The following is a 16695-nucleotide window of genomic DNA, read 5'->3' as shown; positions in this document are numbered from 1 at the left end:
TGTGATGCAGGGCGAAAACGCAGCAGCACTCACTAGTGTGCCCTGCCAACGCCTCTATTCGGCAGGAGGAATCAGGCTCTTGTCGTTGTTTTTTAATACGATAGTGGGTGGGGTGATGGCATTCCAGAACCTGAGGGATGTCCGGCAGCCCAAGACGGCCCGCGTTGTTTTGTGGGGCAGCATTGGCTACACAATCATCGCGCTTTTCCTAGTGGCCCTACTGACCGGCCCGCCAGCTTCCCTATGGCTTTCATGGACTTTTAACATACTCGGTGGCCTGGGGCTGGAAGCGTATTGCCGCAGGTTTATACCTGATTGGCAAACGGCTCCACTGAAAAGCAATTTCAAGCCGATTATGCTTTGTCTGGGCATCTTTGCGCTTCTGTTCGGGCTACTCTTTTCGCTCGCCGGCCATGCTAATCAGCCACCGCTTTAACCAAGGCTTTTATGATGGATGGCATCAGCCTGACTACCCTGGCGCTATTGAGCTTTTTCGCCTTTCTGGCCGGTTTTATTGATTCGATGGTGGGCGGCGGTGGGCTCATTCAGCTGCCGGCCCTGCTGCTACTGCTGCCCAAAGACACGCCCATTCCTACGGTGCTGGGCACGGGCAAAGTGGCCAGTCTGGCGGGTACGTCGGCGTCGGCATATCGCTACCTAAAGGGCCTCACGGGCGTACCCATTCGCTGGCGCACGGTGGCGGTAGCGGCCGTGGTGGCAGGTTGCTTCGCGTTGCTGGGCGCCCGCGCCGTGAGCGGCCTCAACAAGGAGCTAGTGAAGCCGCTGGTGCTGGCCTTGCTGGTGCTGATGGCCGCCTACACCTTCTGGCGCAAGGACTTTGGCAGCCTGCACGCGCCCCGCCTGCACGGTAGCCGCGAGCTGTGGACGGGCGTGGCGCTGGGCGCGAGCATTGGGTTTTACGACGGTTTTTTTGGGCCGGGCACGGGCAGCTTGCTGCTGTTTGCCTTCGTGGGGTTGTTTGGCTACGATTTCCTGGCCGCCTCGGCTTCGGCCAAAGTGGTGAACGTGGCCACCAACATTGCCGGGCTGGCTTACTTCGTTTCCACCGGGCAGGTGCTGTACCAAGTGGCGCTGCCCATGGCGGTGTGCAATGTGCTGGGCGCCATGCTGGGGGCGCGCATGGCCATGCGGCGGGGCACGGGCTTCGTGCGGGTGCTGTTTTTGGTGGTAGTCAGCGCGTTTATTCTGAAATTGGGCTGGGAGACATTTGCGTAAAAAGCCTGTAGCGCTAAGCGGCTTGCAGCTGAGCTTTACGCTGGCTTTTGCGCCGCCGGTTCCACCACATAATGGTGCCCGTAATGGGAAAGGTGGCCCCCAACAGCCCGATAGCAAAGGCCAGAATTTTGGTTGGCAAGCCCCCAATGGCCCCCGTGTGCACTGGCTTGAACAGGCCCCGAATACGCTGGCCCACCGGCCGCTGGACATACGGCTGGCTGCTGATAACGTGGCCGGAATACTGGTCGAGATACACTTCATCGGTGGCGTTCTCGGTGATGGCGCCGGGGCGCAGGATAGCCACCCGAATACTGCCGGTAGGCTCCTTGGGCATTTGCACGGAGTATGACTCAGCATCGGGGGCCTGCTGGCAAGCCAGGGCCAGCACGGCATCGGCGGCGAAGGGCGCGGTGCCGGCCACAACGGGCGCGGCCGAGGTGGGCGGTTCGGGCCGCTTCAGGGGCGAGTGGGTGAGCTTGTTGATGCCCGCGCCCACCCAATCGAACGACATATCGATGCCCGTGAGGGCCATGATGAACAGAAACACGGCGGCATAAAAGCCCAGCGAGATGTGAAAATCGTGGTTCAGGCGCTTCCACCCGCTGCCCCATTTCACTTTCAGGCGCGGCATGAGGGCTTTGCGGGCGGTAGGCCACCACAGCACCAGCCCGGTACTGAGGATGAACAGAAACACCACAGAATTCACGCCCATCACCAGCTTGCCGGTTTTGCCGGCCACCAGGCCGCGGTGCAGCTGCTCCACGGTTTTGAAGAAGTTGTCGCGCGGGTTGAGCTCGCCCGTGATGGCGGCCGTGTAGGGATTGACGAAGATGCGGGGGCCGCCGCCCTCGCCTTTACCACCCTTGTCGCCTTTGCCGCCTTTGCCGGGGCCAGCGTCGGGACGGCCTCCGCCGACCATCCGGCCCGCGCCGCTGCGGGCATCCCCTTTCCCCTCCTTGTCCCCACCGGCCAGGCTGACTTCCACAGTGCGGGCGGGGTCGGCGTAGAGCTTGAAGCCGCCGATTTTGGCTTCGGGTTTGGAGGCTTTCACGGCCTCGGCCAGCTGCGCCAGCGGCAGGCGCGGCATGGTGGCGGAGGCCACAAAGTAGCGCGCCGGGTGCCACGCCTGCTCTATTTCCTGCTCGAAGGCCAGCACGCTGCCCGTGAGGCATACGAACACGATAATCAGGCTGTTGCCCAGGCCCAGCCAGCGGTGGATGGTGCGAAAAAAGGGTTTTGGTCGGGCTCATCGGCTTATTATTACAGCTTGTAGCTCAGCGTGGTGGCGAAGGTGCGGGGCACGATGGGGTTGATACTGTTGTCGTTGTGCACGTTGTAGCTCAGCTCATTGAGCAGGTTGGCCATTTTGAAGCGCACCGAGAACCGCTCGTAGGCATAGCCCACCGAGGCATCAAAGAGGAAATAGTTGGGCAGGGCAATGAGCTTGAAGGCATCAGCCGATGCCGTGCCGTTCGTGGCCCAGGGCTTGCCGGTGGTGGGGTCGAGCAGGCGGGGGTTGCGGCCGGCCAGGCGGTCGCCCACGTAGTAGACCGTCAGGCCGACGCTGAGGCCGCGCAGGAAGTTATTGTTGGCGAATACATTGGCAAAGCTGTAGTACAGGCTGGCATTGGCCGTGTGGGCGGGGTTGTAGCGCAGGCGGCTGCCGTCTTCGTAGAGGTTGCTGCGGGTGTAGGCCGTGTGGTTGTAGCTGTAGCCGGCAATGAACGAGATGCCATTGACGGGCCGGCTCTGGATATCGACTTCCACGTCCTTGCTAGTGACCTGGCCGGCCAGCTCCTACGGGCTGGCAGTAGCGGCCGTGAGAAAGCGCGGGGCGATGGGCAGCACGCTCTGGACCTGATTGCTGTTCACGATGCGGTAGGCCATCACGTTGGCCGACAAAGCCCCCTTAAACAGGTCGCTATACCGTGCTGGCGAAGTCGTGAGCTCTGTTAGGCGTCAGTGTACAGCCGTTCAACCAGGCCAGCTGGGCCTCGTGCTTGGCCGGCGTGGGCGTTAGCTCGAAGGCTTCGGCCAACAGCTCGTAGGAGCGCAGGCGGTCCTGGAAATCGGTGGTGATGGTGACGACCGTGATTTCATCCACCCCGTAGTCGGCGGCTAGCTGGGTGAACTGGGCGTGCACCTGCTCGGGGGTGCCGCTTACTACGCGGTTGCGGTTGGAAGCAAGGTGGGCCTGGTCCTGGGCGGAGAAATGGTGGTTACGCACTTCTTCGGTCGAGGGAAAGGTGCGGTATTCGCCCCGGTTGAAGCGGATGAGCTGCATGTCCATTGCTTTGCGCAGCTACTGGGCTTTTTCCTCGGTATCGGCGCAAAACGTGAATACGGCCACGTTGGCCAGCGGCGCGGCCAGCTCGCGGCTGGGCCGGAACCGCTCGCGGTACTGGCGCACGGCCGCCGGGCCGCCCGCCCCGTTGATGAACTGGGCGAAGGAAAACGCCATGCCCAGGTGCGCGGCAAACAGGCCGCTCTGGCCGCTGGAGCTCAGCAGCCACAGCTCCGGCGCGGCAGGGATTTGGGGGGGCGGCCATCACCCGCTCGTGAATGGTGTCGGGCACCTTGTCATCGCGCAAATAGGCCTGCAGGTCCATGAGCTGCTCCACGAAATCCTGCTCGCTGAAGGTGTTGCTGGGGTTGAGGGCGTGGGCCGTGAGGCGGTCGCCGCCGGGGGCACGGCCCATGCCCAGGTCGATGCGACCGGGAAACAGGACTTCGAGCAGCCGGAAGTTTTCGGCCACTTTCAGGCGCGAGTAGTGGGGTAGCATTACGCCGCCCGAGCCCAGCCGGATGTGCTGCGTCTGACTGCCGAGATGGGTAATGAGCACCTCGGGCGTAGAGCCGGCCAGCGTGTGGGTATTGTGGTGCTCGCTCACCCAGAAGCGGGTGTAGCCGAGGCGGTCGGCAAGCTAGGCCAGCTGCACAGTTTCGAGCAGGGCCTGACGGGCGGTGCTGCCCGGCCGGATGGGCGACTGGTCGAGGACGTTGAGGCGGATTTGGGGGGTGGATTTCATAGCCAGCGGATTGGAACAAGGTGGTGAACCCCTGGTGGGGCCATCCGGTTCGGAAAAGCGCCCGGGCCGGACCGGCGCAATGAACAATTGCCCGTTCAGCTGTTAGTGCCCGAAACAATCCCAAATCCTTTCAAATGAGCAACCAGAATTTCGTCACCCTCGCCGTGGCCGATGGCACCGAGATGCGTGCCTACACCGCTTTCCCCAACAGCACCGGCCCCGTACCGGGCATCATCCTGTTGCAGGAGGCCTTCGGCGTTAACCACCATATCCGCAGCGTGGCCGACCGGCTGGCGGCGGCCGGCTATGCCGTTATCGCCCCCGAGCTGTTCCACCGCACGGCCGCGCCGGGCCTGGAAATCGACTACGCCAATTTCGGCACCGAGGCCATGCCCCACTACATGGCCATCAATAACGATGACCTGACTTCGGACCTGCAGGCAGCCTACGCCTGGCTGCAAACCCAGCCGCTGGTGAAAGCTGAAAAAATTGGCAGCATCGGCTTTTGCCTGGGCGGCCGGGTATCGTTTCTGGCCAATGCCGTGCTGCCGCTGGCGGCAGCCGTATCGTACTACGGCGGCGGCACCCACACCATTGCCGACCGCGCCAAAGACCTGCACGCCACACACCTCTTTTTCTGGGGCGGGCTCGATGAGCACATTGGCAAAGCCGATATTAACCAGGTAATTGAGGCGGTGGAAGCGGCTAATAAGCCCTACATCAACACCGTCATCTCCTACGCCGACCACGGCTTCCACTGCGACGCACGGGCCAGCTACCACCCCGAAGCCGCCAAAGAAGCCTGGGCGCTGACGCTGGCGTTTTTTGGGGAGAAGCTGGGCGCGTAAGCACCGGTGCAGAAGTAAGCGTATGCTCCGGTCCGACCGCCCTAGGCGGTCCGACCGGTTGTCGTTAAACCGAAATCGCTGGTGCTTCAACCGGTCAGACCGCCTAGAGCGGTCGGACCAGCAGGCCCGACTCGAATACGATTACTTCTGCCCCAGTACTTAAACGCTGATAAAGCGTGACAATAGACCATCATGCCTCGGCTGCGCTCGGCATGATGGTCTTTTTTGTTCGTATTTACCTGATGACCATCGCCGGCTCTATCACCGGCTGGCGGCCCAGATACTGCGCCATGCTGCTGGCCAGCACAATCTGCAAGGCATGGTAGAGCATGAGCGGCAGCAGAATAAGCCCCGTGGCGGCGCTGGCCGGAAACAGCAGGCTGGCCATCACACTACCGTGCACCAGCGACTTTTTCGAGCCGCAGAAAACGGCCACAATCTGGTCGGCGCGGGGGAAGTGGAGGGCGCGGCTCAGGGCCCAGATGATGCCGAACACCAGCAGGTACAGCGCCACCATGCCCGCGCCCAGCTTGAAAATATCGGCCGGGCGGTAGCGGCTGAAAATGCCATCGGCGAAGGAATCGCAGAAGGCGGTGAAGACGATGAGCAGGATGGTGACCTGGTCGAAGATGCGCAGGCCGGCCTTGTGGCGCTCGGCGAAGGCGTGGAAGCGGGAATTGAGCAGCACCCCCGCCCCTACCGGCAGCACCACCTGCCACAGCAGCTGCACGGCCAAGCTCCAGAGCTGGCCACCGCCCGTGCTGGTGTGCAGGAAAAAACTGCACAGCAGCGGCGTGAGAGCTATGCCCAACAGACTGGAAATACTGGCGTTGAAAATGGCCGCCGGCAGGTTGCCGCCCGCAATGCTCACCATCACCACCGACGTGGAAACCGTGCTGGGCAGCGCGCACAGAAAGAAAATACTTTGCCAAAGCAGCTCGCCGCCTTCAGTCCCAAAAAACGGGTGCACCAGCAGCGCCAGGGCCGGAAACAGCCCGAACGTACTCAGCTGCACCAGTGTGTGCAGCCGCCAGTTGCGCATGCCGTCGCGCAGCTTTTCAAAGCTCAGCTTCAGGCCATAAAAGAAAAAAACCAGCGCCACGCCCACCGTCGTAATGGCGTGCCACGGCACAGGACTGGCTTTACTGCCCAGGCCGGGCGCGAAGTAGGCCAGCGCCACCACACCCAGCAGCGCCAGCAGAAACCAGTCGAGCCCGGCGCGGGATAAGAGGGCGGCAAAGCGGTTTGGGGCAGCGGGCGGAATGGGAGTCATAGCGCAAGAATACGCCGGACGGGCCAGGATGATGCGGCCGGGCTACGAAAAGGCGCCCGTCATCCTGAGTGGAGCGAAGGATGACGGGCGGTCCGGCCTACTCGTTGGGAACACCGCCGCCCAGGCCGGGCGCGGCGTTGCCCTGCACGCCCTGTGCATTGGGCACGCCCATTTTCTCTTCGCGCTTGCGCTGGTATTTGCCGAACTGGGCGGGGTTGAGTACGTCTTTGAGGGCTTCGAGGCGCGAGCGGCCGGCACTTTCTACCACGCCGGCCAGCTTGCGCGGGTCGGCTTTGTAGCGCAGCCGGCCGATTTCGACCTGCTCTACGGCGCGGCGATTGATGACGCGCACCTTCTCGGTTTGCTGGGGGTTGAGGCCCAGGTTTTGCTGCATGTTGGTGGTGAGGGCGTTGGCTTTGGCATCGATAACGGCATCGGGCGGCGAAACCACGAAGGGCTCGGCTGGCACGGTGATTTTGATTTTGACGCTGGGCTGACCGGCGGGCTTCACCTTGGTTTTGACGGTGGCCTGCGCCTGGGCGGCCGGAGCCGCCGACAACAGGGCCAGGGCCAGCAGCGGCGAGAGCAACAAAAATTTCATAGAAAAGCGAAAAAGCAAAAAGCAGCGCCCGGAAACATAGCGCTATGAAAGAGTAAATATCGACCAAAAGCCCGGCTCATATCGTGCCGAACGCCTTTCCACGCATCTTTCGTGCCAGCGAACCCCGAAAATTCGGGCCTCCCCGGCTCAGCTTGCAACCTTTGGGCTGCTTTTTCCATACTACTGACTATGAAACAAGCCAAACGCTCGAAATCAAACTGGCTGCTGGCCGCCGGCCTCGGCGCGGCTACGCTGGCCGCCACCCTGTGGGGCAACCGCCGGGGCTCCTACGACCTGAGCCGCCGCGTGGTGCTCATCACCGGCGGCTCGCGCGGGCTGGGCCTCGTGCTGGCCCGCCAAGCCGTGGCCGAAGGCGCCCGCGTAGCCATCTGCGCCCGCGACGAAGCCGAGCTGGCACGCGCCCGCCAGGACCTGCTAATGGCCGGCGCCGCCGAGGCCGACGTGCTCACGCTCTCCCGCGACGTCACCAACGAAGTCGAGGTACGCACGATGGTAGCCGAAGTCGAAAGCCGTCTCGGGCCGGTTGATGTACTCGTGAACAACGCCGGCATCATCACCGCCGGCCCACTGGACAACATGGATTCGCGCGACTTTGAGGAGTCGATGGCCGTGCACTTCTGGGCGGCGCTGCACGCCATGCAGGCGGTGCTGCCCAGCATGCGGCGGCGCGGCGCGGGTCGCATCGTCAATATCTCGTCGCTGGGCGGCAAGGTGGCGCTGCCCCACATGGCCCCGTACAGCGCCAGCAAGTTTGCGCTGGTGGGCTTGTCCGAAGGTTTCCGGGCCGAGCTGCGCCAGCACGGCATTTCGGTGACCACCGTGTGCCCTGGCCTGCTGCGCACCGGCAGCCAGGACCACGCGCTGGTGAAGGGCCAGCAGCAGAAGGCGTTTGCCTGGTTCAGCATTGCCGATGCGCTGCCCGGCTTCACGCTCAGCGCCGAGCAGGCCGCCCGCCAAATCTGGAACGCCTGCCGCCGGGGCGACGGCGAGGTCATTCTGTCGCTGCCCGCCAAGTTTCTGGCGGCCTTCCACGGCCTGCTGCCCGGCACCACCACCGACATTCTGAGCTGGATGAACCGCGCCCTGCCCGCCACCGGCGAAAGCCCGGCCGCCAACGTGCGCCGCACCGGCTTCGAGAGTGAGTCGGACATTACCCGCTCGCCCCTCACGGCGCTCACCCGCAAAGCCGCCGCAAAAAACAACGAGCTATAAGCCCAAATACCCCGAATAGGCAGTTCGGCCCGCCAAAACGATTCCAAGCGGATTGTTCTGGCGGACCGAATTACCTATTTGGGGTTTTCGTTTTTACGGCGCATCCTGCGCCCTGCGTATTTCCGTTGAGCTTATTCTAGGGCATTGATTTCGGTCGCGGCATTGCCACGCCATTAACAGTTGCGAAATCCTGTTTCCGGGGCTGTTGACGCTACTATTGTGGCTGCTGGCACGGCAGTAGCACTTGGACGACGGGCGGCGATTTGAGCTGTTTCTAAGCAGTTGTATACTGTTGCAACTGCTGGTGGGCTTTATCAAGATTACCTGATGATTTATCGCGGCTGGGGCTCACAGCCATTCAGTGGGCTTGCGTGGCGGGGCTGGGGTATTATGGGTGGGGGTGGGTGCGGGAGGACGGAGTAAAAAGAAAAACAGACTTTTCTTCGGCATCCGTTCATTAGTTTCTCGGTACACGTTCAGCGATCTTATGAAATTACTTCTTTTGCTTGTGCTGTTGCCTTTCGGCCTCTCGGCGCAGAAGCTGGATAGTTGCGGCCTCAACAACAGTTCCTTGCTGAATGCGCAGGAGGCAGCCTATTTCAACACGCGCCATGAGGATACGCGCGGGGAATTCAGCTTTCTAAATAAGCGCCTGATATTCATCACGGGTGAAGCAGGAGGCATGCTGAGCAGCAAACGTGGCTATTTCGACGATGTGAAAAAATGGCAGGCTGCGTATAAGCGTAACGACGTCGGGGGCTCCAGCCTGATAGTGCTTACCGAAGCCCAACGGCTGCAATCGAACGGATACGATGCCATTGTCACCTACTGGACAATAGTTCATCCTTCGGCCGACCATATAATCAAGCGGGTCAACCGAAAGGCGACAAAGCACCAGTATCCCTTACCCGATTGACCCTCCTTCCCATGTTAGCGCATCAATACATTTATTGCGATTTCACGCTCGGGCTGCTCTCACAATGCCTGCGCCGCATCGATGCCAGCCGGGCAATAATAGTCTCTGCATGAAATACTTGTTTGTCAGCTGGCTAGTGCTGCTTGTAAACAGCATATCCACCCACGCCCAATACCTCCCATTCCACGGCGGCGAATACCTCGACACCACCACCACCCGCAACCCCGCCTGCGCAAGGACCATGACGCTGCCCTACTTCGCCGTGGATGGAAAGTACCCGCGCAGCTCGGCCACACTGGTGCGCGAGGCCACCGCCTTTTTACAGCGCGGCAACCGCAAATTTGGCGGCAGCGGCTACCTCACGTTTCGTTTTGTGGTCGATTGCGCGGGGTTTCGGCAGCCGATGACGCAGGTGCTGCAAACCGATGCGAGTTACGCGGCCATTCACTTCCGCCCGGAGCTGGTGCAGGAGCTGTACGCCTTTCTTAAAACGCTGAAGGACTGGCGGATGGTCACCTATAGCGACCACGCCGTGAGCTACTTCACTTATTTAACGTTCAAGCTAACCGATGGAAAAGTGGTGGCCGTTATTCCTTAGCCTGCTGGTTCCGGCTTGTCGCGGCTATGGCCAGGCACTGGCTGCCGCCGGCATCCCGCCGCTGGCGGCGGCGTGTGGCAGCAAAGCCTACCAAGACAGCCTCGTGGCCCGGTACCTCGACCGGGGCGCGCACCGCGTCAGCTACCTCAGCCCGCAGTGGGGGCAGTATTGCGACAGCCTGATTGCGGCCTGCCCCAACATTGCTTACGCCTACCAGCAGAAGGCCATGCCACTGATTAAATGCGGCGACTACGCCCAGGCTTTCCCACTGGTAGACAAGGCCGTGGCGCTCGATGCAAACCGCTGGCTGGCCTACCGGGGCTTCCTCAAGTGCATTTTCACGAAGGATTATACCGGGGCCATTACCGATTTCCAGCGCGTGGCCAGGCTCAAGCCCAACGGCCGCGAGATGGACCACACGTATCCGTTTTTCGAGGGTATTTGTGAGCTGGAGCGGGGGCATTACCAGCTGGCCGAAACCGCGCTGGCCCAAGATATGGCCTTGCAGCGCGGCCCCGACGGCCAGGGCCCGGTTCACTTCAACACGCTGTTCTATGCCGGCGTGACGGCCGCCCGGCTCAAGCAATCCACCCAGGCGCAATTCTACTTACAACAGTGCCTGAAAGCCTATCCGCAACATCCGGAGGCCAATTATTACCTGGCGCTCACCTACCAGGCGCAGGGCCAGCCAGCCTTGGCCCGCCAGCATCTGGAAGCCGCGCAACGGGCCCTGATTGGCGGCTACCGGCTGAATGAGGACAATATTTTCTACGCCAACTACCCGGAGCAGATAACGGAGTTCGAAGTGACGCAGGCGCTAAAGGAAATCAATGATTAACCAATTGATTTACAAAGATTTTACATCTTACATCATGTAATTTCTGTCAACGCAGGAATTGGCTATGATTTGGGCATTACCCGGCGGGCATCGGCCTGGCCTCAACCGCCGGCGGCCTGGGCGGCAGGCACTAAAGCGGGCGCAGGCTGGCACTTCGGGCAGAGGTAGGTGGCCCGGCCGCCCACGTAGTATTTCTCGATTTTCACCTTTGGGTGGCGCGGGCAGAAGGTGTGCGCGTCGGAGCCGGGCGTGGCCGAGTCATCCCACTCGCGGGCGTGGATAAGGAATCTCTTGGGGAAATATTTATAGTTGGCCTCGTGGGCGATGGCCGTGGTGAGTACCAGTTGAATGGCGGCGTGGAGGGCTTTAAATTCGGTTGAGGATAACGAAGCACCCAGCCGCTCGGGGTGAATTTTGGCCTGAAACAGCACCTCGTCCACAATCCAGTTGCCGAGGCCGGCGGTGATGCCCTGGTCGAGGAGCAGCGGCTTGAGCAGCGTTTTGCGGCGGCTGATTTTGGCCTGCAATTCGGCGGCGGTGATGGCGAGGGCATCGGGGCCGATTTTTTTGGCGGCCTGGTGGGCGGCGGCGCTTTCAGCGAGGCGGATACGGCCGAATTTGCGCGGGTCGATGAAGGCCAGGCGTAGGCCCGAATCGTCGAGGTGCAGGGCCACGCGGGTGAAGCGCGGGGCGTCGGGCTCGTCGCGGTAGGCGCCGATGTCGCCGGTCATGCCGAAGTGCAGCACCAGCACCTGGCCGTTATCGAGCTCCACAAAGCAGTTTTTGCCCAAGCGGCTGGTGCCCGTGATGGTGCGGCCCACCAGGCCGGCACGGAGCTGGTCTTCAGGCGTGGCCAGCACGTGGGCATCGTTCACCTGCACGGCGGCAATGGTCTGGCCCACGGCAATTTCGTCGATAAAGCGGCGGTAGGTTTCGACTTCGGGTAACTCGGGCACTTGGGAAGGGTTGAGTTTTGAGGGTTGAATGTTGAAAAAGGCCGTCATGCCGAGTGCAGCCGAAACATGACGCACGGGGAAGTAACTCAATCGATTGGTTTACTACTGCACGCGAGATGCTTCGGCTGCGCGGACGCCAGATGAAGCATGATATTCTTTTTCTGGCTCATTAACAGAAACAAGCCAGGCGCGGTTGCCTTCCCTGCCTACAAACCTCCGCGCAGCCCGCCTTCCAGCACCACCACGCCGGTGCCGCCAATCTGCACCGCTGCAATGGCCTCGCGCGGGCCGCTGATGCGAACCTGCACCGCGCCGGCCCGGTCCATGTCGTGGCCCTGCTCGGCGATAAACTCGGGCGAGTTGATATAGCCGTGGTGCCAAAGATAGGCCGCCATGCCGCCGGTGGCCGAGCCCGTGACGGGGTCTTCCGACACGTCGGGCGGGGTGCCGAAGTGGCGGGCGAAGGTGTGGCCCGCCGGCGTGGCCCCGCCCAGGCAAAACAGGTGCGGACTGAAGAAGTCGCTGGTGGCGCGGTAGCGGCCCAGGCCGGCGGCGTCGGCTACGTGAGCGCGGCGCAGGGCGGCGTGGTCACGTAGCAGTATCATGAGCTGCGGCGTGCCGGTGCTCACCGTCTGGATGGGCGCGCCGGGCAGCAGGTCATCGTGTCTGAGGCCGAAGAGCGGCAGCACCGCTTCCGGCGCGTGCATGGCCCCAAAAATTGGTTGCCGCTGCGTCATCCAGACCAGGGCCGGGGCCCCGGCCGCACCCGGCAGTACATCGACCCGAATGGGCCCGTGCAGCAGGTGCAGCGTGAGCGTGAGGGCCCCGCCGGAAGCGGGCAGCGCCACCCGGCCCGCGTGCAGCAGCGCCGTAATGGTGGCAATGGTGGGGTGCCCGGCCAGCGGAATTTCCTCGGCCGGCGTGAAAAAGCGCACCGTGAATTCGGTGCTGCCGGGCGCGGCGCGGTTCACAAAAGCGGTTTCCGACTGGTTGAACTCGCGGGCCAGGCGCTGGCGAAGCACAGGGTCGAGGTCGTCGGCATCGAGCACCACGGCGCAGGGGTTGCCGCGCAGGGGCTCGGTGGTGAAGGCATCAATCAGCAGAAAAGGAAGCTGGGACATAAGGCAGTGAATGGGGGACATGGGGAAACCGGCCGCGAAGGAACAACAGCCGGCCAGAACCAAACCCGCCGCCCCACAAAAAAGCCGGCCCGCAATTACGCAGGCCAGCTTTCGATTATGGGCAAACGGCTCCTTACATGGTGTCATGCAGCTTAGCTACGCGCTGGCCGGCTTTGTCGTACACGTCGCCGCGGGCCGTGATGAACAGGCGGTGCTGCTGGCCATCGGTGAGCACGAAGGGGAAAGTTTCGTTGGTGGTGCGCGTCACGCGGCCCACCACTTCGGCGTTGTCGTCCTCATCTACCCGCACCACTTTCAGGGCGTTGGTGAGGTAGTAGCGCTGGCTGGGGTCGTTGCGGAAGGTGAGCTGGCCCACGAGGCGCACGGCCCCACCGGTTTTCTGGCTTACGGCCACCATTTCGCCCTCGTCATCGGCCTGGGCCGTGGGGTAGCGGCGCACCGGCTGGCGGGCGTAGGTTTCGCGGGCCGGCGGCGCTGCTACCACGGCCGGCGCGGCCGAGGGCGCGGCCGCGCGGGCACTGGCCACCAGCTGCGAATTGGCCCGCTGCCAGCCCTGGCCGATGGCGGCCAGGCGCGGCGTGCGGCCGGGGTGCGTGGCCGAGTCGTCGGCATCGGGCACGGTGGCCATGGCGGCCTGGGCCTGGGCCAGACTGGCTCCCAGCTTGCGCAGCACAAAACCGGAGAATTCGTCGGCCTCCAGCTCATCGGCGGGCTGCGAGCCACCGGCGCGCAGGGTGTGGCCGTTGAGGTGGTGGCCCATCTCGTGGGCCAGAATGCTGATGCCGGCCCAGTCGGTGTGGCCGGCGCGGTTCACGGAGTTCAGAAAATCGGGGTTGTAGAGCAGGAACCGCTTGCCGTTGTACACCACGGCGGCCGCGTTATCGACTTCGCGGGTGGCGCGCAGCTCGAAGCGGGCTTTGAGGCCCACGGCATCGGTGATTTCGCGGATAACGTCGGTGGGCGCAGGGGCAGTTTGGGCCTGCGCGGGAGCGGCCAGGGCCAGCGGCAGCACAAGCAGCAGCGGAGCCACCAGGCGGCTGATAAAACGAGGGAGGAAAGCCATATCGAAGCAGGAGAAGGGAAATGACTGTTGATTACAAATCTGAAGGCAAGCGTAATGCCAGCTTTCAGCGCCCGCTGACGGGCTTATTAGCAAGCGGATACTGGTGTAAAGCCCGCCATAACCAACAGTTAAGCGCCGCAGAATTGCCGCTGAAAATCAGCCAACGACGCGGGGCCGCTTTATTGCGCCATTGGCAACATATCCGGCTGGTTAAATAACGATTTTACCCCGCTGGCAGTTCATTAAAGGAGAGTCGTTGCCCGGGAAAAAGGGTTGCGTGATTCCGGCCGCCCACGGGCCCGGAGTAGCTTTGCGCCTCCGGCCGCCATCCCCCATTCCGTTTTCATTTAGCGTTGATGAACCAAGCCCACCTGCACCTCATTGTCAACCATGTGCCCATCATGGGCAGCCTTTTTGCCGCCGTGCTGCTGGCGGCGGGCGTGCTAAAGCACAGCCTCGACCTCACCAAAGCCGGCCTGGTGGCCGTGCTGGCCGCCGGCCTGCTGTGCCTGCCGGCCCAGCTTACGGGCGAGGGTGCGGCGGCCATTGCCCTCAACCTGCCCCGCGTGAGCCGCGCCCTCATCCAGAACCACGAGGCGGCGGCCGAGCTGGGTTTCTGGGTGTTGGAGGCAGCGGCGGCAATGGCCCTGTTCGGGTTGCTGCTGCTGAAGAATGGGTCGCCCAAAGCCCGCCTGCTGACGCTGGCGGCGCTGGCAACGGCCGTGCTTAGCTTCGGCCTGCTGGCCCGGGCCGGCAACCTCGGCGGCCAGATTCGGCATACCGAAATCCGGGAGGGCTTTGGCACTCCCGACGAGCTGTAATATCCCACAACCAAGCCCCGTCCCTTTCGCATGGCTTTTCCTTTTTTTGGCGACGATAAATCGACGGTGGCGCGCCTGCTGGGCACCCTGCCCCAAACCGGCCGCGTGACCTGGATTGGCCAGCGCCCGCTGCGTCGCGAGCCACTGGTGTCAGTGCCCGAAGTCGAATTAAAAACCGACTCCCACATGCTCGGCGACCACGCCCGGCCCAAGGCGGGCGGCAAGCGGCAGGTCACGCTTATTCAGCACGAGCACCTAGCGGCGGTGGCGGGCTACCTGGGGCTGGATGCGCCGCTGGACCCTGCCCGCCTGCGCCGCAACCTAGTGGTGAGCGGTCTGAACCTGCTGGCCCTGAAAAACCGTCAGATTCACATCGGCGATGAGGTTATTCTCGACATCACCGGCGAGTGCCACCCCTGCTCGCGCATGGAGGAAGAGCTGGGCCCCGGCGGCTACAACGCCATGCGCGGGCACGGCGGCCTCACGGCCCACATTGCGCAGGGCGGCATCATTCGGGTGGGCGATGCGGTGCGGGTAGTGGCGTAGCCGGCGCAGGCCCGGGCCAGTAACTTTCGGCAGCGGGTAGCCGTTTGCAGAACAGGCATTTCACCCGTTATCGCTCCGATTTTTATGGCTACTTCTTTACGTTCGTTTTCCGGGCGGGCCGGTATTTTGCTGGGCCTGGTCGTGCTGGCCGGCCCCGTCGCTCTGGGCCAGACGGTGTATGGGCTGGGCACGCTCACGGCTCCCTATCTGGGCTCGCCGGCCGGGTCGCAGGGCCTGGTTGCCATCAATGTGGCCAATGGCATGGCCGTGGGCACGCCCGCTACCGTGGCCGGCGTGGCGGCCGGCCAGAGCCTGGTAGGCATGGATTTCCGGCCTGCCAACGCCCAGCTCTACGCCCTGGGCTACGACACGGCCGCCCTGGCCCCCGCCCCCAATGCCCAGCTCTACACCCTGAACCTGACCAGCGGGGCCGCCACACCGGTAGCGCCCGCCCTGCGCCTGGAGCTGGGCCGCCGCACCGCCCGCATCGGCTTCGACTTCAACCCCCTGGCCGACCTGATTCGGGTGGTGAGCACTACCCGCGCCAACTACCGCCTCAGCCCCAGCACCGGCGCGCTGGCCGGCACCGATACCAACCTGACCTATGCCAGCGGCTCCCCGGCCACGCCCGGCATTGGGGCCGTGGCCTACACCAACGCCTTTCCCGGCGCGACCAACACCACACTCTACGCCTTCGACGAGCTGAATAACGGCCTGCTTTCGGTAGTGAGCCCGCCCAATGGCGGCGTACTCACAGCCCCGGTTACGGTGATGCTGCAGGTGCCGTCGGGCACGTATGGCATTGGGTCGCCGCAGGCCATCGATTTCGATATTTATTTCAATGCCGGCCTCAACCGCAACGAAGGCTTCCTGATGGAGGTGACGGCTGGCGGCAGCAGCAACTTCTACCGCTTCAATCTGACAACCGGCCTGGCCACGCTGGTGGGTAACACGGTACCGGCAGTAGTGCCCTTCGTTATCCGCGACATTGCGGTGGGCATTGGTGCGCCGCTGGCCACAGCCCCGGCCGCCCTGGCACGGCTGGCGGCGGTGTACCCCAATCCGGCCCGGGGCACGGCCACCCTGCTCCTGCCCGCCACCCTGCGCGGCAACCAGCCCACGCTGGTAACCGTGACCGATAACCTGGGCCGCCCGGTGCTCACGCGCACCCTGGCCGCCGGCCCCGCCGAAGCCCTTGACCTGCCGCTGGCCGGCCTTGCCCCCGGCGTGTATTCGGTGCAGGCCCGCACGGCGGCTGGCCTCGTGGCCAAGCGACTGATGGTGCAATAACCCCTGCTGCTACCCGTCCTTTCTGAGATAAAAAGCACAACGCCACGGCTGCATTGGCTAGGGCGTTGTGCTGTGGGATACCATTTCCCTGTAATTAAAAAACCTCCCGCCAAGGGCGAGAGGCTTTCCGAGCTATGAAAACAACTGTCCCCTGTAAGAGACACGCAGCTATGTACGCACGGCACCGGTCGTTCGGATTGCGGGGGAATTAACTGCTGCAACGCAGTTGCTGCTGAAGCAGGAGCTTTTGTTTCTGGTTTCTAGTATCTGGCTGGACGCTATTGAGCCGTTTTTCAGGATAAAAA

Annotated in this window: 20 protein-coding genes and 1 pseudogene; 11 read left to right on the top strand and 10 right to left on the bottom strand. The window is 63.0% G+C overall.

Features of this window, described 5'->3' with window-relative positions; translation table 11 throughout:
- Window position 1: 1 nt before the first annotated feature.
- Together KQ659_RS06470 and KQ659_RS06465 are read left to right on the top strand one after the other, a co-directional pair.
- Window positions 2–436, top strand: a complete 435-nt coding sequence (locus tag KQ659_RS06470) for a hypothetical protein (protein ID WP_216689606.1) — start codon at window positions 2–4, stop codon at window positions 434–436.
- Window positions 437–447: 11 nt separating this feature from the next.
- Window positions 448–1236 carry a sulfite exporter TauE/SafE family protein gene (locus KQ659_RS06465; protein ID WP_226915628.1) on the top strand — a complete coding sequence of 263 codons (789 nt, stop codon included), beginning with the start codon at window positions 448–450 and terminating at the stop codon, window positions 1234–1236.
- A 13-nt stretch (window positions 1237–1249) separates the two neighbouring features.
- Here KQ659_RS06465 and KQ659_RS06460 read toward each other — a convergent pair whose 3' ends face one another.
- The 5 genes and pseudogenes from KQ659_RS06460 to KQ659_RS06440 form a co-directional block, all read right to left on the bottom strand.
- Entirely contained in the window at window positions 1250–2455 is a 1206-nt protein-coding gene (locus tag KQ659_RS06460) for a PepSY-associated TM helix domain-containing protein (protein WP_216690739.1), read from the bottom strand.
- A 41-nt stretch (window positions 2456–2496) separates the two neighbouring features.
- Entirely contained in the window at window positions 2497–3003 is a 507-nt protein-coding gene (locus tag KQ659_RS06455) for a type IX secretion system membrane protein PorP/SprF (RefSeq protein WP_216689608.1), read from the bottom strand.
- A 154-nt stretch (window positions 3004–3157) separates the two neighbouring features.
- The gene (locus KQ659_RS06450) at window positions 3158–3526 is read right to left on the bottom strand and encodes an LLM class oxidoreductase (RefSeq protein WP_226915629.1); all 369 of its coding nucleotides are present in this window, start codon (window positions 3524–3526) and stop codon (window positions 3158–3160) included.
- 12 nt (window positions 3527–3538) lie between these two features.
- Entirely contained in the window at window positions 3539–3697 is a 159-nt protein-coding gene (locus KQ659_RS06445) for a hypothetical protein (RefSeq protein ID WP_226915951.1), read from the bottom strand.
- Between the two features lie 133 nt (window positions 3698–3830).
- Window positions 3831–4127 (bottom strand): annotated as a pseudogene (locus tag KQ659_RS06440) (LLM class flavin-dependent oxidoreductase); the annotation flags it as partial.
- A gap of 272 nt (window positions 4128–4399) precedes the next feature.
- On the opposite strand from KQ659_RS06440, the gene KQ659_RS06435 reads away from it, so the two are divergent.
- The gene (locus tag KQ659_RS06435; protein ID WP_216689609.1) at window positions 4400–5113 is read left to right on the top strand and encodes a dienelactone hydrolase family protein; all 714 of its coding nucleotides are present in this window, start codon (window positions 4400–4402) and stop codon (window positions 5111–5113) included.
- Between the two features lie 235 nt (window positions 5114–5348).
- On the opposite strand, the gene KQ659_RS06430 is transcribed toward KQ659_RS06435, so the two are convergent.
- Window positions 5349–6386, bottom strand: coding sequence for a bile acid:sodium symporter family protein (locus tag KQ659_RS06430; protein ID WP_216689610.1), 1038 nt, complete (start codon window positions 6384–6386; stop codon window positions 5349–5351).
- A gap of 97 nt (window positions 6387–6483) precedes the next feature.
- Window positions 6484–6987: a hypothetical protein gene (locus tag KQ659_RS06425; protein ID WP_216689611.1), complete on the bottom strand. Its 504-nt coding sequence runs from the start codon at window positions 6985–6987 to the stop codon at window positions 6484–6486.
- 189 nt (window positions 6988–7176) lie between these two features.
- On the opposite strand from KQ659_RS06425, the gene KQ659_RS06420 reads away from it, so the two are divergent.
- The 4 genes from KQ659_RS06420 (at window position 7177) to KQ659_RS06405 (ending at window position 10572) form a co-directional block, all read left to right on the top strand.
- Window positions 7177–8220, top strand: a complete 1044-nt coding sequence (locus KQ659_RS06420) for an SDR family NAD(P)-dependent oxidoreductase (protein WP_216689613.1) — start codon at window positions 7177–7179, stop codon at window positions 8218–8220.
- A gap of 487 nt (window positions 8221–8707) precedes the next feature.
- Window positions 8708–9136 (top strand): hypothetical protein, encoded by a 429-nt coding sequence (locus KQ659_RS06415; protein WP_216689615.1) that lies wholly within the window; start codon window positions 8708–8710, stop codon window positions 9134–9136.
- A 109-nt stretch (window positions 9137–9245) separates the two neighbouring features.
- Window positions 9246–9734, top strand: a complete 489-nt coding sequence (locus tag KQ659_RS06410; RefSeq protein WP_216689616.1) for a hypothetical protein — start codon at window positions 9246–9248, stop codon at window positions 9732–9734.
- Window positions 9706–10572 carry a tetratricopeptide repeat protein gene (locus KQ659_RS06405; protein ID WP_216689618.1) on the top strand — a complete coding sequence of 289 codons (867 nt, stop codon included), beginning with the start codon at window positions 9706–9708 and terminating at the stop codon, window positions 10570–10572. Before KQ659_RS06410 ends, KQ659_RS06405 begins: the two co-directional genes overlap by 29 nt.
- 101 nt (window positions 10573–10673) lie before the next feature.
- Here KQ659_RS06405 and mutM read toward each other — a convergent pair whose 3' ends face one another.
- The 3 genes from mutM to KQ659_RS06390 form a co-directional block, all read right to left on the bottom strand.
- A complete protein-coding gene (mutM, locus tag KQ659_RS06400; protein WP_216689620.1) occupies window positions 10674–11528 on the bottom strand; it encodes a DNA-formamidopyrimidine glycosylase in 855 nt (284 codons plus the stop codon).
- A gap of 206 nt (window positions 11529–11734) precedes the next feature.
- Window positions 11735–12649, bottom strand: coding sequence for a PhzF family phenazine biosynthesis protein (locus KQ659_RS06395; RefSeq protein WP_216689622.1), 915 nt, complete (start codon window positions 12647–12649; stop codon window positions 11735–11737).
- Window positions 12650–12782: 133 nt separating this feature from the next.
- On the bottom strand, window positions 12783–13733 hold the full coding sequence (locus KQ659_RS06390) for a M48 family metalloprotease (protein ID WP_226915630.1): 951 nt from the start codon (window positions 13731–13733) through the stop codon (window positions 12783–12785).
- 20 nt (window positions 13734–13753) lie between these two features.
- On the opposite strand from KQ659_RS06390, the gene KQ659_RS06385 reads away from it, so the two are divergent.
- From KQ659_RS06385 to KQ659_RS06370, 4 genes are all read left to right on the top strand, one after another.
- Entirely contained in the window at window positions 13754–13951 is a 198-nt protein-coding gene (locus KQ659_RS06385) for a hypothetical protein (RefSeq protein ID WP_216689624.1), read from the top strand.
- A 138-nt stretch (window positions 13952–14089) separates the two neighbouring features.
- Window positions 14090–14554, top strand: a complete 465-nt coding sequence (locus KQ659_RS06380) for a hypothetical protein (RefSeq protein WP_216689626.1) — start codon at window positions 14090–14092, stop codon at window positions 14552–14554.
- A 30-nt stretch (window positions 14555–14584) separates the two neighbouring features.
- On the top strand, window positions 14585–15100 hold the full coding sequence (locus KQ659_RS06375) for an MOSC domain-containing protein (RefSeq protein ID WP_216689628.1): 516 nt from the start codon (window positions 14585–14587) through the stop codon (window positions 15098–15100).
- Between the two features lie 84 nt (window positions 15101–15184).
- On the top strand, window positions 15185–16390 hold the full coding sequence (locus KQ659_RS06370; RefSeq protein ID WP_216689630.1) for a DUF4394 domain-containing protein: 1206 nt from the start codon (window positions 15185–15187) through the stop codon (window positions 16388–16390).
- Window positions 16391–16695 lie beyond the last annotated feature (305 nt).

The sequence above is a fragment of the Hymenobacter siberiensis genome (genome assembly GCF_018967865.2).
Lineage (GTDB): Bacteria > Bacteroidota > Bacteroidia > Cytophagales > Hymenobacteraceae > Hymenobacter > Hymenobacter siberiensis.
The sequence above is the reverse complement of the archived record's forward strand: the minus strand, read 5'-3'. Positions and strand labels throughout refer to the sequence as shown.

Coding starts and splice junctions, on each gene's coding strand:
- KQ659_RS06465 (WP_226915628.1), top strand. CDS start 448: ATGATGGATGGCATCAGCCTGACTACCCTGGCGCTATTGAGCTTTTTC.
- KQ659_RS06450 (WP_226915629.1), bottom strand. CDS start 3,526: ATGGACATGCAGCTCATCCGCTTCAACCGGGGCGAATACCGCACCTTT.
- KQ659_RS06445 (WP_226915951.1), bottom strand. CDS start 3,697: ATGGCGTTTTCCTTCGCCCAGTTCATCAACGGGGCGGGCGGCCCGGCG.
- KQ659_RS06435 (WP_216689609.1), top strand. CDS start 4,400: ATGAGCAACCAGAATTTCGTCACCCTCGCCGTGGCCGATGGCACCGAG.
- KQ659_RS06430 (WP_216689610.1), bottom strand. CDS start 6,386: ATGACTCCCATTCCGCCCGCTGCCCCAAACCGCTTTGCCGCCCTCTTA.
- KQ659_RS06425 (WP_216689611.1), bottom strand. CDS start 6,987: ATGAAATTTTTGTTGCTCTCGCCGCTGCTGGCCCTGGCCCTGTTGTCG.
- KQ659_RS06420 (WP_216689613.1), top strand. CDS start 7,177: ATGAAACAAGCCAAACGCTCGAAATCAAACTGGCTGCTGGCCGCCGGC.
- KQ659_RS06415 (WP_216689615.1), top strand. CDS start 8,708: ATGAAATTACTTCTTTTGCTTGTGCTGTTGCCTTTCGGCCTCTCGGCG.
- KQ659_RS06410 (WP_216689616.1), top strand. CDS start 9,246: ATGAAATACTTGTTTGTCAGCTGGCTAGTGCTGCTTGTAAACAGCATA.
- KQ659_RS06405 (WP_216689618.1), top strand. CDS start 9,706: ATGGAAAAGTGGTGGCCGTTATTCCTTAGCCTGCTGGTTCCGGCTTGT.
- KQ659_RS06395 (WP_216689622.1), bottom strand. CDS start 12,649: ATGTCCCAGCTTCCTTTTCTGCTGATTGATGCCTTCACCACCGAGCCC.
- KQ659_RS06390 (WP_226915630.1), bottom strand. CDS start 13,733: ATGGCTTTCCTCCCTCGTTTTATCAGCCGCCTGGTGGCTCCGCTGCTG.
- KQ659_RS06385 (WP_216689624.1), top strand. CDS start 13,754: ATGACTGTTGATTACAAATCTGAAGGCAAGCGTAATGCCAGCTTTCAG.
- KQ659_RS06380 (WP_216689626.1), top strand. CDS start 14,090: ATGAACCAAGCCCACCTGCACCTCATTGTCAACCATGTGCCCATCATG.
- KQ659_RS06375 (WP_216689628.1), top strand. CDS start 14,585: ATGGCTTTTCCTTTTTTTGGCGACGATAAATCGACGGTGGCGCGCCTG.
- KQ659_RS06370 (WP_216689630.1), top strand. CDS start 15,185: ATGGCTACTTCTTTACGTTCGTTTTCCGGGCGGGCCGGTATTTTGCTG.